This window comes from Cupriavidus sp. H18C1, assembly GCF_049311595.1.
Taxonomy (GTDB): Bacteria; Pseudomonadota; Gammaproteobacteria; order Burkholderiales; family Burkholderiaceae; genus Cupriavidus; species Cupriavidus cauae.
The window spans coordinates 1,554,982-1,570,197 of record NZ_CP186009.1 but is presented as its reverse complement, the minus strand read 5'-3'; the positions used below and the strand labels follow the sequence as shown (position 1 = coordinate 1,570,197).

Sequence of the window (15,216 nt, the reverse complement as noted above, 5' to 3'; positions counted from 1 at the left end):
GTCGGACCTCAATGCGCGGGCTCGGCTTCGCCCAGCAGTTCGCGTCCGCGCGTTTCAGGCAGCAGCAGGCAGGCGACGACGACCAGCCCATAGGCACCGGCGGCGAGATAGCCGATGGCGACGCCCAGCGACATCGTTGCGCCCATATGCCCGATCATCGCAGGGAATACCGAACCGACCGCGCGGCCGAAGTTGTAGCAGAAGCCTTGTCCCGAGCCGCGGATATGGCTGGGATAGAGCTCGGTCAGGTAAGCGCCCATGCCGGAGAAGATGCCCGACAGGAAGAAGCCCAGCGGGAAACCGAGCACCAGCATCGCGGCGTCGGTGATCGGCAGCTGCGTGTAGCAGATCACCAGGATCGCCGCGCTGACCGCGAACAGCATGAAGCATCGGCGGCGGCCAAGGTGGTCGGACAGCCAGGCGCTGGTCAGATAGCCGGCGAACGAGCCCGCGATCAGCACCATCAGGTAGCCGCTGGTGTTCAGCACCGACAGGTTGCGCTCCATCTTCAGGTAGGTCGGCAGCCAGGTCGTGACCGAGTAGTAGGCGCCTTGCATGCCGGTCGCCAGCAGGCTCGCCAGCACGGTCACGCGCAGCACGCCCGGCTTGAAGATCAGCATGAAGTTGTTGCTCTGTCCGGTCAGAGCCAGCTTGGCCTTGGTCTCGCGATACACCTCGGGCTCGCTGATGTTGCGGCGGATATAGAGGATGAAGACCGCCGGCAGCACGCCGATCCAGAACAGCACGCGCCACGCGTATTGCTGCTCGAACACCGCGTAGACCGCCCAGAAGGCAACGGCCGACAGGCCCCAGCCCACCGCCCAGCTGCTCTGCACCAGTCCGACGGCCTTGCCGCGATGGCGCGCGCGGATCATCTCGGCGATCAGCACCGAACCGACCGACCATTCGCCGCCAAACCCGAGGCCCTGCAGCATGCGCGTCACGAACAGCTGCTCGGGCGACTGCGTGAAGCCGCTGAGGAACGTGAAGAAGCTGAACCACAGCACGGTCAGCTGCAGCACGCGCACGCGGCCGTATTTGTCGGCCAGGATGCCGGCCAGCCAGCCGCCGATCGCCGAGCTGATCAGCGCGCCCGTCGCGATATAGCCGGCCTCGGCCTTGGTCATGCCCCACACCAGGATGAAGGTGGGAATCATGAACGTGTAGATCATGTAGTCGAAGGCATCGACCCCATAGCCGACGAAGGCGGCAAAGAGCGTCTTGCGCTCTGCCTGCGTTGTTTCTTTAAGCCACATGGTTGCGCTCACTCGGGATAACGGCAAAACGTGGGGATGCTCGTCGCGCGGTCTGGACGACGACGCTGCGACGACGTTGAGGCAGTGAGCGAGACCGCCGAACAGCCGCCCCTCCACCGCGGCGCTGCTTGGCCGGATCCCGTGCCATGTTGATATATATGCACGTATCACTCAACCACCGTGCATAGATTGTTCAACAATCAATCGTGAGGATCGATTCTGGTATACACCTAGGTGGACGGATACCGGTTTAGCCGCACCAATCCCGTGCAGGTTGTTGAACAAAGGTGGGGTAACATCCCGCGAAACGGGACACGCCCGACGCGCGGACCGAAATTCCCGTTCCCCCCCTCCAGCCGACATGACAACCAGTTCCGACGTAAGAAACCTGGCCGAACGGGTCACCGAGCAGATCCGCCAGCGCATCCTGCATGGCGACTTCGCGCCCGGGCAGCGCCTGTCCGAAGCCGCGCTCAGCGAAAGCCTGCAGATCTCCCGCAATACGCTGCGCGAGACCTTCCGCGTGCTGACCAAGGAAGGCCTGCTCAAGCACGAGCCCAACCGCGGCGTGGCGGTGGCCATTCCGAGCATCGCGGCGATCATCGACATCTACCGGGTCCGCCGCCTGATCGAATGCCAGGCGATCGCGCAGGCCTACCCCAGCCATCCGGCAAGGAAGCACATGCGGCAGGCGGTGGAAGCGGGATTGCGTTGCCGCGACAGCGGCGATTGGCAGGGCGCGGGCACGGCCAACATGGAGTTCCACATGGCCATCGTGGAACTGGCAGACAGCGAGCGGCTGAACGTGATGTTCTCCCACCTGCTGGCCGAGCTGCGGCTGGCGTTCGGCATGCTGCAGGACCCCGAATTCCTGCACGGGCCCTATGTCGAGATGAACCAGCACATCCTGCAGCTGTTCGAGGCCGGCAAGCTCGCCGAATGTGCCGCGGCGCTGAACGACTATCTGGTGCAGTCCGAGCGCATCGTGCTGTCGGCCTGCGCCCGGCACCCGATCTTCAAGGGGCGCTGAGCGCGAAGCGGCGCCCCTACATCACCCGCCCGAACCACCACAGCGACAGCAGCGCCGCGCCGGCCGCCAGCAACGCGCCGAGCGCGGCGAACAGCGCGGTGATTTCCGCCTGTTCGGTCTTGCCGAGCGTCAGCTTCGCGTTGATCGCGCGATACACCTGCTTGAGCCGCGCGGCGTCCTCCAGCCGGAAGTATTCGGCCCCGGTCGTGTTGGCGACGTCCTTCAGCACCGTCTCGTCGAGCCTGACGCGCGCCGACCAGCCGTCGGCCGACAGCACGACGCCCTGGGTCGTGCCGACGCCAACGGTATAGACGCGTACCCCATAGGCGGCCGCGAGTTCGGCCGCCTGCACCGCGGTCGGACCGGCGTTGCTTTCGCCGTCGGAGAACACGACGATCGCGCCGGCGGCATAGGAGCCGGGAGCGACGGCGCCCTCGGGGTCGGCGGATTGTTGCCCGCCTCCCTGGCCCCCCACCCTGGCCCCCCACCCTGGCCCCCCACCCTGCCCCAAGCCCTGCCCCAGTCCGGGTGCGCCGAACGGGTTGCCCAGCGCGCCGCGTTTTTTCAGCGGCGAGGGGTCCCCGTCCATCAGCCGCGCGGCATCCTCGGTGGCGTGCGGCCGCAGCGCCGTCAGCGCGATCAGCAGGCCGTTGCCCAGCGCGGTGCCGCCCTGCGGCTGCAGGCGGTCGATGGCTGTGGCCACGTCCTGCTTCCTGCGGCTCGGTGCCTGCGCAACGGCGGACGTTCCCGCCATCGCGACCAGGCCGACGCTGACGCTCGCGGGCTTGGCCTCGAGCAGCCCCTTGGCGGCTTGTTGCGCGGCGCGCAGCCGGTTCGGTTGCACGTCCTTCGCGCGCATGCTGCCGGACAGGTCGATGACAAGCATCACGGTCTCGATGCGCGAGGGCAGCACCAGCAGCGCGTGCGGACGCGAGATGGCGACGATCAACGCCGTCAGCGCGAGCAGGATCAGTATCGGCGACACATGCCGGCGCCAGCCGGCGACGCTGCGGTTGGCGAAGCCGACGGTCTTCAGGGCGGGATAGTGAACGGCCGCACGCCGGCGGCGCGCGTCCAGCCACAGGTAGCCGGTGGCCAGCACGGGGATCAGCGCCAGCAACCACAGCATCCTGGGCCACAGGAAGCTGATGGCGGGCAGCCGGGTGATCGCCTCGGTCACGCCGTCCATGCGGCCCCCTTCTTCGCTTCCTTGCTGGCGCCCGCACTTTCACCCGCACTTGCGCCCACCATTGCGCCCGCATTGGCCCCCGCACTCGGCCCGGCATTGCCGGTTTTCGTGTTCGGCCTCGCCGTGCCTTTCGCCGTGCCCTGCCGATGACGACGCTGCCGCGAGAAGTCCAGCAGGGCCAGGTCCAGGCGGGCATCGGTCGACAGCGTCAGGCAGTCCACGCCGGCCCGCGCGAAGCCGATCCGCAGTTCTTCCTCGCGCGCCTGCGCGGCGGCCACGAAGCGCTTCCGGAAGGCCGGGTCGTGGGTGTCGACGAACATCTGCTCGCCGGTCTCGGCATCCTGCAGCACCAGCAAACCCAGATCGGGCAGCGCCTGCTCCAATGGATCGACCAGCCGCACGGCGACCACCTCATGACGCCTGGCCAACATCGCGAGCGAGGCCTGCCAGCCCGGGTCGCTGATGAAGTCCGACACTACGAACAGCACCGATCGCCGCCGGGCGACCGCCCGCGCATGGTCGAGCAGGCCGCGCAGCCGGGTATGGCCGGGCGAGGCGGCGGGCGTGGCGTGCATGCGGTCGAGCAGGTGCAGCAGTTGCCGGCGCCCGGCCCGCGCGGGCACCACCGACGCGGTCATGTCGGCCGCCCCGTTGTAGAGCACGGCGCCGACGCGGTTGCCATAGCGCGTCAGCAGCAGCGCCATCACGGTGGTGAAATCGCTCAGCAGGTCGCGCTTGCGGACGTCGCCGGAGCCGAACTCGACGGAGCCGCTCAGGTCGAGCAGGAACCACGCCGCGATCTCCCGATCCTCCTGGAACATGCGCACGTGCGGCGTCTGCAGCCGCGCGGTCACGTTCCAGTCGATGTGCCGGACGTCGTCGCCGGCCTGGTATTCGCGCAGGTCGGCCAGATCCAGGCCGAAGCCGCGAAACAGCGTGCGGTAGTCGCCCTGCAGCATGCCGTCGAGGCGGCGCACCACGGTCCATTCCATGCGGCGCAGCAAGGCATCGGTGCGGCCTGCGCCCACACCGCGCGGCGTGCCGGGCGTGGCCTTGTCGGAGGCGGCGTCCGGGCCGGACCGGCGCCTACCGCGCAGCCGCCCGAACATGGGATTCCAGCGGACGCTCGGGGACCGGCATGGCCTGCACGATGCGGCCGATCAAGGCATCGGCCGTGATGCCGTCGGACATCGCCTCGTACGACAGCGACAGCCGGTGGCGCAACACGTCGGGCACGAGGTCGATCACGTCTTCCGGCACCGCGTAGTGGCGGCCGCGCAGCAGCGCCAGCGCCCGCGCGCCTTCGATCAGGCCGATGGTGGCGCGCGGACTGGCACCAAAGGTCACGTACCGATCGAGATCGTCGAGCCCGTAGCTCGCCGGCCGGCGCGTGGCCGACACCACGCGCACCGCGTACTGGATCAGCCCCGGATCGACATACACCGCGCGGCATTCCTCCTGCAGCGCGGTCAACTGCTCGGGCGTGGCGATCGGGCTCACGTCGATCCGCGGACCGGTGACGCGGTTGACGATCACGACCTCTTCGTCCTCGCTCGGATATCCCACCAGCACCTTCATCATGAAGCGGTCGACCTGCGCCTCCGGCAGCGGATAGGTACCCTCGGTCTCGATCGGGTTCTGCGTGGCCATGACCAGGAAAGGCATCGGCACACGGTGCGTCTCGCCGGCGATGGTGACCTGCTTTTCCTGCATCACCTCGAGCAGGGCGCTCTGCACCTTGGCCGGCGCGCGGTTGATCTCGTCGGCCAGCAGCAGATTGGCGAAAACCGGCCCGCGCACCGTCGAGAACTCGCCGGTCCCCTGGTGATACATGCGCGTGCCTACCAGGTCGGCCGGCAGCAGGTCCGGGGTGAACTGGATGCGCTTGAACGTGCCGCGCATGGTTCTCGCCAGCGTATTGACGGTCAGCGTCTTGGCCAGCCCCGGCACGCCTTCGACCAGCAGATGCCCGCCGGCAAGGATCGCCACCAGTACCCGCTCGAGAAAATGGTCCTGCCCTACGACCACGCGTTTGACCTCGTACAGCAGGCGCTCCATCAGATTGGCGGTTTCGATCGCGTCCCGGGCTTGGTCGTTCATGGGCCTCTCGCTCTGGTGTGGAAGTCTGGTGGGGAAGGCTGATGTGGAAGGCTAGAAGGGCGAAGCCCCGACGGAGCCGCCCGCGCTTTCGATCGTGATGGCAAAACCGATGCCAAGAAAATTGCCGCTCTGGTTGGGATTGAGGATGGCCGTGACGATGCCGACCACCTCGCCCTTCATGTTGACCAGCGGTCCGCCCGAGTTGCCGGGGTTGGCGGCGGCGTCGAACTGGATCAGCTTGTCCAGCTGCTGCTTCTCGTCCGGGGACACGAACTGGCGGTCGAGCCCGGACACCACGCCGGCCGTCACCGACGGGCCGATGCCGAACGGAAAGCCCACCGCGACCACTTCGCTGCCCGGCGCCAGTTCGCGGCTGGAACCGAGCGTCGCCGGCGGCAGGTCGTCGGGAATCGATTTGGGCTGCAGGATGGCGAGGTCCTTTTCCGGGACGGCCTGCAGCACGGCGGCCTCGGCGGTATGCCCATCGTGGAACCGGACCTCGACGCGGCGGGCGCCGGCGACGACGTGGTAGTTGGTCAGGATCACCCCGCTCTCGGTGACGACCACGCCGGTGCCGATGTGCCGGCCGTCGGGCAAGGCGTCGGGTGCGACCTTGTCGCTGGGGGCCTTGTCGCCCGGACCTTTACCCTTTGCGGTCTCGTCGCGCGGCGTGCGTTTGGAAGGGGCGGAGGATTCGGGTGGCCTGGCCGGGCGATCGCGTCCGGCCTTGTCGGCGCGCGATTTTTCCGCGGCGGTGTCGGCGGCCGGATAGCTGCGGACCTCGACCACCGACTGGCGGATCGCCTCGGCGGCGCGGGCGGCGCGCGACGGCAGGTCCTTGTTGTTCAGCGTGTGGAGCACGGCCGAATCGATGTCCGACTGCGTCAACGCGCGCTGTTTCGGCTGCAACAGCCAGGCGGAGCCCACGCCCGCAGCGAAGACGAGTGCGATCGCCGCCAAGGCTGTTCCGTAGATCGTCACCCGTTTCATCGCCGCCCCGAGTTCACGCGTCGGAAACTACAGTACCATCGATCTTAACCACGCGCCAAGGAGCAGGGCATGCAGTTTCTCTGGCCTCAAATGCTCTGGCTGCTGCTCGTGCTTCCCGTGCTGGCAGCGGCTTACTTCTACGTGCTCGCCCGGCGCAGAAAGGCCGCGCTGCTCTACGCCAGCCTCACCTTGCCGCGGGCGGCGCTCGGTCCCCGGCAATGGCTCCGGCGCCACCTCCCTCCCCCTGCTGTTCCTGCTGTCGCTCGGCACCGCGCTGCTCGCCTGCGCGCGCCCCAGCGCGACCATCACGCTGCCCGCCGACACCATCACGCTGGTGCTCGCGATGGACGTCTCGCGCAGCATGGAAGCGACCGATGTTTCGCCGACGCGCCTCGCCGCCGCGCAGCAGGCCGCGACGAATCTGGTCACCGGGCTGCCGGCCAATGTGCGGCTGGGCATCGTGTCATTCGCCGCGACCGCGTCCGTCGTGCTGGCACCGACCGACAACCGTCAGGACATGCTGGAGGCCATCGAGCGCTTCCAGCTGCAGCGCGGCACCGCGACGGGCAGCGGCCTGATCGAGGCGCTGGCGGTGCTGTTCCCCGACGATGGCATCGACCTGGAGGCCGTGCTGTTCGGCAGCGCGTCGGAACTGATGGAGAACCAGGGCCGATCGCTGGACGAAGCGGCCACCGCGGCCGCCGCGGACGCCGCCCGCAATCGCGAGAAGCGAGCCAGGCGCGAGGAACGGCCCGCGGCGGAGCCCGGCTCGTATCGGCACGGCGCGGTGATCCTGCTCAGCGATGGCCGCCGCACCACCGGACCCGATCCGGTCATCGCGGCCCGCATGGCCGCCGAGCGCGGCGTGCGCGTCTATACCGTGGGCTTCGGGTCGCCGGACGGCGGCGCGGCCGGCGGACCGGCCATGTCTTACTACATGCAGCTCGATGAACCGGCCTTGCGCGCCGTGGCCAAGATCACCGGCGGCGAATATTTCCACGCGGGCTCCGAGGCCGACCTGAGCCACGTCTATCGCCAGCTGAGCACGCGCTTCGCACTCGAGCGCCGGGAAACCGAGATCGGGGCGCTGTTCGCGGCGGTGGCGGTGCTGCTGCTGATGGCGGCGAGCGGGCTATCGATTCTGTGGTTCCGGCGCTGAAGTTTCGCGATGGAGTGAAACGGTAAGTCGCGGCGCGCCCAGTAGATGAATTGGTAAAGCGCGACCTCCCGAGTAGATGAATTGGTAAATCCAGTAGAAGGATTGGTAAGCCGTCGCGGCCCCACCCCGGGGCCTGCCGCTAAGCCGCCAGCCGATACTCGAAGAACGGCCGCTCCCGGTCCTCCAGGATCGCATGCAGCGCGGCCAGATTGCCGGGATCGGGATTGAGCCAGGCGTCGACGTGCTGCGGCTTGATCGGGATGACGCAACGGTCGTGGCCGGCCGCGGCGACTTCCGGGGGCGGTTCGTCGGTGATCGCGGCAAACGAATACAGATCCGGCTCGCCCGCCTCGCCCTGGTGAAGCGACCAGAGGCAGGCGATCAATAGATCCTGCGGCGGCTCGGGACGGAACTCCAGCACGACGCTCTGCTCCTTTTCGTCCGGGCCGAGCTCCCGGCGCTCCAGCCGGTGCCGGGCCACATGTTCATGAAAGGCGCGGATCGGCAGGATGCCGTGGCGATAGCCGAACAACTGGCGCCACGCCGTCTCGAGATTGTCGCGGCGCGCGTTGTAGGTGCCGGGCTTCTTTCTCTCCATGGCGTCGTCCCAGGCGGGCAGCCGGCAGCGATAGCGCATCGGCACGATCGCGCGCCGGCCGTCCATCATGATCATCACTGGCGCGTAATAACCCGGGAAGATCATCGCGTCCTCCGGAGCCAGCACCGCACGCTGCAGGTCGGCCAGGTTCTGCTGCAGCCGGGCGATCTTGTCGGCGGCGATGCGCTGCTCGTTCTCCGCCTTGCGGGTAGGCCGGCCGGCAAGCGCGCGCTCCGCTTCCGCAAGGCGGCTCTTCTGGCGAAACAGCTCGGCCTCCAGGACATTGGCCTGTTCGCGGTCGCCCGCGGCGATCAGCGCCGCGAGCTCGCGCTCCTCGTCGGAGCCGGAACCGGCCTGCGCGAAGGCCATGCGCATCGCCTTGGGCAGCTTTTGCCATTCCTGGTCCTTGCGCTTGTGCCAGAACAGTTCGAAGAACTGGCGAAGGCTCATCACCGCGCCGTACTCGCGCGTGAATTTCCTGAAGTCGGCCTTGATCTGCGCGGCATAGCACATCGGCCTCTCCCCTTGACGGCCACGATGGCGCCATCCTCGCAGGCTTCGGTGGCGGCGGACATCGGTATTGAGCCGGGGGCTCCCGCCGCACGAGCTCAAGGCTTGAGGCGGGGCGGCATGGCGCCGGCCAACCTTGCCGCCTTGTCCCGCGGGAAATCCGCCGCGCAAGCGCAATGGCGCCTATAATACTGTACATCCATACAGTATGACTCCCCATGGAACTGCTCACCAAGCTGGAAATCCTGGCGGACGCGGCCAAGTACGACGCCTCGTGTGCCAGCAGCGGCGCGCCAAAACGGGATTCGCGCGGCAAGGCCGGGCTGGGTGCCAGTACCGGCGCGGGCATCTGCCACAGCTTTACGCCCGATGGCCGCTGCGTCTCGCTGCTCAAGATCCTGCTGACCAACTTTTGCCAGTACGACTGCCAGTACTGCGTGAACCGGCGCTCCAGCAACGTGCCGCGAGCGCGCTTCTCGCCGCGCGAGGTGGTCGACCTGACGCTGGACTTCTATCGGCGCAACTATATCGACGGGCTCTTTCTCAGTTCCGGCATCATCCGCAGCGCCGACTACACCATGGAGCAGCTGGTCCAGGTCGCGCGCTCGCTGCGCGACGAACACCAGTTCCGCGGCTATATCCATCTGAAGACGATTCCGGACGCCGATCCGCGGCTGATTTCGCAGGCCGGCCAGTATGCCGACCGGCTCAGCGTCAATATCGAGCTGCCCACCGACGGCGGCCTGCAACGGCTGGCGCCGGAGAAGAACGCGCATACGATCAAGCGTGCCATGGGCTCGATCCGCCTCGCGCAGGAGGAGGCGGAGAACGACAAGCAGGCGCCGGGCCGCGCGCCCGCCGGGCAAAGCACGCAGATGATCGTGGGCGCGGACGACGCCGACGACCGCACCATCCTGCAGACCGCACAGACGCTGTACGGCGCGTACAAGCTCAAGCGGGTGTATTACTCGGCGTTCAGTCCGATTCCCGACAGCCCGTCCGGCCTGCCCGCGCAGCCGCCGCCGCTGCTGCGGGAACATCGGCTGTATCAGGCCGACTTCCTGATGCGCGGCTACGGCTTCCAGGCCGAGGAGCTGTTCCAGGCCGGCGGCGACCTGCCGCTGGACATCGATCCGAAGCTGGCCTGGGCGTTGGCGCATCGCGAGTCGTTTCCGGTCGACCTGAACCGCGCGCCGCAGGCCCTGATCGCCCGGGTGCCCGGCATCGGCATGCGCAACGCGAAGCGGCTGGTGGAGCTGCGCCGCTCGCGGGCGATTCGCTATCAGGACCTGGCGCGGCTGCGCTGCCCGATGGACAAGGTCAAACCCTTCGTCGTGGTGCAGGACTACCGGCCTCGTGGTGCAGGACTACCGGCCGGCGCTGGCCGACCCGCCGTCGGAACAGCTGCGGCGCGCGCTGTCGCCGGCGCCCGTGCAGCTGGCCTTGCTATGAGCGGCGCAGGACCGCGCGCGCTGGTGGTCGACGGCGGCGCTGAGGACGGCGTCGAGGGCGGCGTTGAAGGCGGCGTTGCGGGCCGCTACGCAAGCTGGCGTGCGCAGGCCTTGCGGGCGCTGGCGGCGGGCTGGCCGCCGGAGACGGTCACGTGGACGGAGCGCGGCTCGGCGGCAAGCGGGGGAACCGAACAGCTGATGCTGCTCGACCCCGGCGCCGCACCGGTCTTGGGCGACCACGCGCCGGTTTCTGAAGACGGCGCGCTGCCGGCAGCCCGCCCGGACACCACGGGCCCCGCCCCGGACGTGCGGGTGTCCAAGGCATTGGCCGCCCTGCTGCAGGACGCCGCGCGTTACCGTTCGCCGCAACGCTGGGCTTTTCTTTACCGGGTGCTGTGGCGATGGTGCCAGGGCGATCGCGCCGTCGCTTCCGCCGCCGATGAAGACGGCGCCCGCCTGCATGCAATGGCCAAGTCCGTGCGGCGCGCCCATCACGACATGATCGCCTACGTGCGCTTTCATCGGCGCGGCGGCGATGGGACACCGGAGTACCTGGCCTGGTATGAGCCCGAGCACGATGTACTGGCCGACGCCGCCGGCCACTTCGCGCGCCGCATGGGCGGCGCGTCGTGGTGGATCGGCACGCCGCAGGGCGCGGCGCTGTGGGACGGGCGCGCGCTGCAGTTGTCCGAGACCCCGGCCGACGCGATGGCCGGCTCCGATATCGCCGCGCTTCGCGCAGGCGCGGCCGCGGACGACATCGAGCCGTTGTGGCTTGCCTATTACCGCAGCATCTTCAATCCGGCCCGCCTGAACGAAGCCGCGCTGGAGCAGCACATGCCGGTGCGCTTCTGGAAAGGGCTGCCCGAGGGACGGTTGATCCCGGCGATGATCGCCGACGCCCGCAACGGCGCCCGCCGCGTCGCGCAGGCGGGCGCGGTCGGCACCATGAAAGGCAAGCCCGTTGCGGTCGACGCAGAGGACGCGCAGCCGCTGCGGCCGGCGCCCTCCTCGCTGGATCAATGCCGCCGCTGCGAGCTCTGGCGCCATGCCACCCAGGCCGTGCCGGGCCATGGGCCGGAGACCGCCCGCCTGATGCTGGTCGGCGAACAACCCGGCGATCAGGAAGATCTCGCCGGCCGCGCCTTCGTGGGGCCGGCGGGCAAGGTGCTGGACGAGGCGATGCGCCGCGCCGGCGTGCCGCCCGATTCGGTATACGTGACCAATGCGGTCAAGCACTTCAAGTGGATCGCGCGCGGCAAGCGGCGCCTGCACAAGACGCCGGGCCAGCGCGAGGTCGAGGCCTGCGCCCATTGGCTCGACGAGGAACGCGCGCGGGTACGGCCGGCGGTCATCGTCACGTTGGGCGCGACCGCGCTGCGCGCGATCCTGGGCCAGACCTCCAGCCTCCAGGACCACGTGAACCGGCCCGTGCGGATCGGCGACGCCTGGCTGGTGGCCACCTGGCATCCGTCCTACGCGTTGCGCGTCGATGACGCCGGCAAGCGGGAGGACATTGTCGCCGCCATCGGCGAGGCCATCGCGCAGGGCCGGGAACTGGCCGCGGCGCCTGCCGCACCTGCCCGGCCTCCCTCGCCTCCCCTCGCCTCCCTCGCCTACCCCGCCATCGCGGCCGCTGCCTTCTCCTGCAAGAAGGCAATGAGCGTCGTCACGGCGCGCGTCTGGTAGCGGGCCGGCATGTAGAGCAGATACATGGTGGTGCGCAGGAAGGCCAGGTCCCGCGGCGGCAGCGGCAGGCGAACCAGGGTCCCGGCCGCCAGGTCGGTCGCCACCATGTACTGCGGCACCAGGCCCACGCCGATGCCCTGAAGAATGGCGTCGCGCAGGAAGAAGAAGTTGGCCGACATCAGCCGCGGGCGGATCTGCGGCCGGCCGGCCGCCGTTCCCGCCAGTCCGGCCAGCTGCAGCCGTTCGCCGGTCAGCTCCGAGGTGATCAATGGCAGATCGCGGAACTGCTCGAGCGAACTCGGCATGCCGACCTCGCGAGCCAGTTCCGGCGTCGCGCAGGCAACATATTCGATGTCCCCGAGGCTGCGCGCCACCGCATTGGTCGGCGTCTCGCCCATCACGCGGATGGAGAAGTCGACCGCCCCCTTGATCAGGTCCTCGATGTCGTTGTCGAAAATCACGTTGAGCGTGATGGCCGGATACATCCGCATGAACTCGATGAACCAGGCCGACATCGTGTGCTGGCCGAAGCCGCTCGGCACGCTCAGGCGCACCGTGCCGCTCAGCCGCTTGCCCAGGCTCTGCACGGACTCGCGCGCCGCCATCAGTTCCTGCCGGATGGCGCGACCGTGCTCGTAGAGTTGCCGGCCCAGCTCGGTGGGTTCGAGCTGGCGGGTGCTGCGCCGGAGCAGTTCCGCGCCCAACTGCCGCTCGAAATGGTTCAGGCGCTTGCTGACGTTGGCCCGGCTCATGCCCAGCTGCCGGGCCGCCCGGCTCAGGTTGCCGGCGTCGATGATGTCCACCAGCAACGACAGCGCGCTCAAATCCATTGTCAACTCCGAGTTGTCATCTATGTTGATTACCGGTTGCAATTGTCAAACTTTATCAACATATAGACAATCTGCGCTGACCAAAATAACCGGACCGTCTCCGGCAGGGGACGTTGCTGAATGCATCAGGAAAACAAAGGCGCATCGCTGCCGCTGGCCGGCGTGCGGGTACTGGACCTGTCGCGCGTGCTGGCCGGGCCGATGTGCGCGATGGCGCTGGCCGACCTCGGCGCCGACGTCATCAAGGTGGAACACCCGGCCCGCGGCGACGACACCCGCGACTGGGGCGTGCGGATCGGCACGCGCAACACCTCGTACTTCAACAGCGCCAACCGCAACAAGCGCTCGATCACGCTGGACCTGCAGAGCGAGGCGGGTTTGAAGCTGGCGCGCGAACTGGCGGCGCGCAGTGACGTGGTGATCCAGAACTTCAAGGTTGGCGGCGCGGAAAAGCTGGGCCTGGGCTACGAGCAACTGTCCGAGCGCAATCCCCGCCTGGTGTACTGCTCGATCTCCGGCTATGCGCGCTTCACGCCCGAGGCGGAGCGGCCGGGCTACGACCTCGTCGTGCAGGGCGAGGCCGGCGTGATGGCCACCAATGGCGAGGCCGGCCAGGGCCCGCTGAAGTTCGGCGTCGCCGCGGTCGACATGTTTACCGGCATGTATTCGGCGCAGGCGATCCTCGCCGCGCTGTACGCACGCCAGTCGACCGGGCGCGGGCGCCATGTGCAGATGGCCCTGTACGACTGCGGCCTGATGATTACCTCGTACTACGGCATGGAAGCCCTGCTGCAGGGCGGCGACCCGGCCAAGTTCGGCAACGCGCATCCGTCGATCGTGCCCTACGGCGTGTTCGAGGCGGCCGATGGCCCGCTGGTGATCACCGTCGGCAACAACGGGCAATTCCAGCGATTCTGTCGCGACGTGATCAAACGGCCCGAGTGGGCCGAGGATGAGCGCTTCGCCACCAACACCGCGCGCTCGCAGCATCGCGAAACGCTGCTGCCGCAGCTGCGCGAGGCGCTGCGCCGATTCACGCGCGCCGAGCTGCTGCAGCGCCTGACCACCGCGCAGATTCCGTGCGGCGAGGTGCTCGGCATGTTCGAGGCCCTGCAGTCCGAGCGCACCGCGCAGGCCGGCCTGCTGCATCGCTACGAGGACAGCGAGGCGGGCGCCCAGTCGGTGCTGGCGCCGCCGTACGCCATCGACGGCCAGCGGATGCCGGTGCGCATGCCGCCGCCGCATATGGGCGAGCACACGCAGCAGGTGTTCAAGGAACTGCTGCAGCTGGGCGACGACGAGATCGCCGATCTGCGATCCCGCGGCGTCATCTGAGCATCGAATTACCCAATTCCCATTTCCCAATCCCAATCCCAATCGCCGCTCTCAATGGACGGAGACAAGACAATGACCAAGCTGACCCTAAGCCGCCGCCAGATACTGAAGGCCGGGGCCGCCGCCTCGATGGCCGCGATGATGCCCGCCGCGCTCGCACGCAGCGGCTGGCCCGACAAGATCATCAAGATGGTGGTGGCCTTCCCCCGCCGGCGGCCCGACCGACACCGCCGCGCGCATCGTCGCGCAGAAGCTCTCCGAACGCCTCGGGCAGCAGGTCATCATCGAGAACAAGCCCGGCGCGTCGGGCTCGATCGGCACCGCCAGCTTCATCAAGAGCGCGCCCGACGGCTACAACCTGTCGATGTTCGGCATGCCGGCGCTGCTGGCTCCGCTGATGTACAACAACAGCGCGTATGACGTGAAGAAGGACTTCCAGTCCGTCGCCACCGTCTACGTGCTGCCGATGGCCATCGTCATCAACCCGAACGTGGTGCCGGGCGTGGACACGCTGGCGGACCTGATCCGCTTCGCCAAGGCCAGCAAGACGCCGCTGAACTACACCAGCTCGGGCACCGGCAGCTTCGGCCATCTGGCGATGGAACAGCTCAAGGACCTGGGCGGCTTCGACATGATGCACGTGCCCTATCGCGGCAGCGCGCCGGCGGTCGCCGATCTGCTCGGCGGCCAGGTCGGCACCATGTTCGCCGATGTGGTCGCGGCGTTGCCGCATATCCGCGCCGGCAAGCTCAAGGCGATCGCGTTGAGCTCGCCCAACGCCAAGGTGCTGTTGCCGGGCGTCAAGACCGTGTCGGAGCAGGGCTTCCGCGGCTTCGACTTCGACTCGTGGGGCGGCCTGATCGCGCCGCTCAATACCCCGCAGCCGATCGTCGACCGCATCGCCAGCGAAACCCGCGACATCCTGTCCAACGACAAGGAACTGCAGCAGAAGCTGGTGACGGCGGGCGCCATCGCCTCGTTCCAGGACGGCAAGCAGATGCAGGCGCGCCTGAACAAGGACTACGACCGCTGGAGCGCCATCGTCAAGGCGAAGGGCATCAGCGCGACGTAATCGGGGT

10 protein-coding genes and 2 pseudogenes are annotated in these 15,216 nt (G+C 68.2%); 5 read left to right on the top strand and 7 right to left on the bottom strand.

All coding sequences use genetic code 11. The features are described 5' to 3' along the window. Positions 1-8: 8 nt before the first annotated feature. Positions 9-1,256 carry an MFS transporter gene (locus OJJOAM_RS22945; RefSeq protein WP_422649960.1) on the bottom strand — a complete coding sequence of 416 codons (1,248 nt, stop codon included), beginning with the start codon at positions 1,254-1,256 and terminating at the stop codon, positions 9-11. A gap of 361 nt (positions 1,257-1,617) precedes the next feature. On the opposite strand from OJJOAM_RS22945, the gene OJJOAM_RS22940 reads away from it, so the two are divergent. Further along, entirely contained in the window at positions 1,618-2,286 is a 669-nt protein-coding gene (locus tag OJJOAM_RS22940) for a GntR family transcriptional regulator (protein WP_422649959.1), read from the top strand. 16 nt (positions 2,287-2,302) lie between these two features. On the opposite strand, the gene OJJOAM_RS22935 is transcribed toward OJJOAM_RS22940, so the two are convergent. The 4 genes from OJJOAM_RS22935 to OJJOAM_RS22920 are packed head-to-tail and all read right to left on the bottom strand — an operon-like array spanning position 2,303 to position 6,565. Next, positions 2,303-3,466, bottom strand: coding sequence for a VWA domain-containing protein (locus OJJOAM_RS22935; RefSeq protein WP_422651034.1), 1,164 nt, complete (start codon positions 3,464-3,466; stop codon positions 2,303-2,305). Further along, entirely contained in the window at positions 3,463-4,584 is a 1,122-nt protein-coding gene (locus tag OJJOAM_RS22930; RefSeq protein ID WP_422649958.1) for a DUF58 domain-containing protein, read from the bottom strand. Before OJJOAM_RS22930 ends, OJJOAM_RS22935 begins: the two co-directional genes overlap by 4 nt. Beyond that, positions 4,562-5,575 carry an AAA family ATPase gene (locus OJJOAM_RS22925; protein WP_422649957.1) on the bottom strand — a complete coding sequence of 338 codons (1,014 nt, stop codon included), beginning with the start codon at positions 5,573-5,575 and terminating at the stop codon, positions 4,562-4,564. The genes OJJOAM_RS22930 and OJJOAM_RS22925 overlap by 23 nt, the downstream gene beginning before the upstream one ends. A 51-nt stretch (positions 5,576-5,626) precedes the next feature. Then, positions 5,627-6,565, bottom strand: a complete 939-nt coding sequence (locus OJJOAM_RS22920) for a S1C family serine protease (protein WP_422649956.1) — start codon at positions 6,563-6,565, stop codon at positions 5,627-5,629. A 69-nt stretch (positions 6,566-6,634) separates the two neighbouring features. Between OJJOAM_RS22920 and OJJOAM_RS22915 the strand changes: the two are divergent. Beyond that, a pseudogene (locus OJJOAM_RS22915) lies at positions 6,635-7,724 on the top strand (VWA domain-containing protein). Between the two features lie 139 nt (positions 7,725-7,863). Here the strand turns inward: OJJOAM_RS22915 and OJJOAM_RS22910 are convergent. Continuing rightward, positions 7,864-8,835, bottom strand: a complete 972-nt coding sequence (locus OJJOAM_RS22910) for an SOS response-associated peptidase family protein (protein WP_422649955.1) — start codon at positions 8,833-8,835, stop codon at positions 7,864-7,866. A 215-nt stretch (positions 8,836-9,050) separates the two neighbouring features. Between OJJOAM_RS22910 and OJJOAM_RS22905 the strand changes: the two genes are divergently transcribed. Then, positions 9,051-11,972 carry a putative DNA modification/repair radical SAM protein gene (locus tag OJJOAM_RS22905; protein WP_422649954.1) on the top strand — a complete coding sequence of 974 codons (2,922 nt, stop codon included), beginning with the start codon at positions 9,051-9,053 and terminating at the stop codon, positions 11,970-11,972. Here OJJOAM_RS22905 and OJJOAM_RS22900 read toward each other — a convergent pair. Beyond that, positions 11,900-12,802, bottom strand: coding sequence for a LysR family transcriptional regulator (locus tag OJJOAM_RS22900; protein WP_422649953.1), 903 nt, complete (start codon positions 12,800-12,802; stop codon positions 11,900-11,902). The genes OJJOAM_RS22905 and OJJOAM_RS22900 overlap by 73 nt on opposite strands. Before the next feature lie 120 nt (positions 12,803-12,922). On the opposite strand from OJJOAM_RS22900, the gene OJJOAM_RS22895 reads away from it, so the two are divergent. Continuing rightward, positions 12,923-14,137 (top strand): CaiB/BaiF CoA transferase family protein, encoded by a 1,215-nt coding sequence (locus OJJOAM_RS22895; protein ID WP_422649952.1) that lies wholly within the window; start codon positions 12,923-12,925, stop codon positions 14,135-14,137. A gap of 72 nt (positions 14,138-14,209) precedes the next feature. Continuing rightward, positions 14,210-15,209, top strand: a pseudogene (locus tag OJJOAM_RS22890) (tripartite tricarboxylate transporter substrate binding protein). Positions 15,210-15,216: the final 7 nt, after the last annotated feature.

What these genes read in the sequence shown, in the direction of transcription:
- OJJOAM_RS22945 (WP_422649960.1), bottom strand. Translation starts at nt 1,256, where the DNA reads ATGTGGCTTAAAGAAACAACGCAGGCAGAGCGCAAGACGCTCTTTGCC.
- OJJOAM_RS22925 (WP_422649957.1), bottom strand. Translation starts at nt 5,575, where the DNA reads ATGAACGACCAAGCCCGGGACGCGATCGAAACCGCCAATCTGATGGAG.
- OJJOAM_RS22920 (WP_422649956.1), bottom strand. Translation starts at nt 6,565, where the DNA reads ATGAAACGGGTGACGATCTACGGAACAGCCTTGGCGGCGATCGCACTC.
- OJJOAM_RS22905 (WP_422649954.1), top strand. Translation starts at nt 9,051, where the DNA reads ATGGAACTGCTCACCAAGCTGGAAATCCTGGCGGACGCGGCCAAGTAC.
- OJJOAM_RS22940 (WP_422649959.1), top strand. Translation starts at nt 1,618, where the DNA reads ATGACAACCAGTTCCGACGTAAGAAACCTGGCCGAACGGGTCACCGAG.
- OJJOAM_RS22895 (WP_422649952.1), top strand. Translation starts at nt 12,923, where the DNA reads ATGCATCAGGAAAACAAAGGCGCATCGCTGCCGCTGGCCGGCGTGCGG.
- OJJOAM_RS22900 (WP_422649953.1), bottom strand. Translation starts at nt 12,802, where the DNA reads ATGGATTTGAGCGCGCTGTCGTTGCTGGTGGACATCATCGACGCCGGC.
- OJJOAM_RS22910 (WP_422649955.1), bottom strand. Translation starts at nt 8,835, where the DNA reads ATGTGCTATGCCGCGCAGATCAAGGCCGACTTCAGGAAATTCACGCGC.
- OJJOAM_RS22930 (WP_422649958.1), bottom strand. Translation starts at nt 4,584, where the DNA reads ATGTTCGGGCGGCTGCGCGGTAGGCGCCGGTCCGGCCCGGACGCCGCC.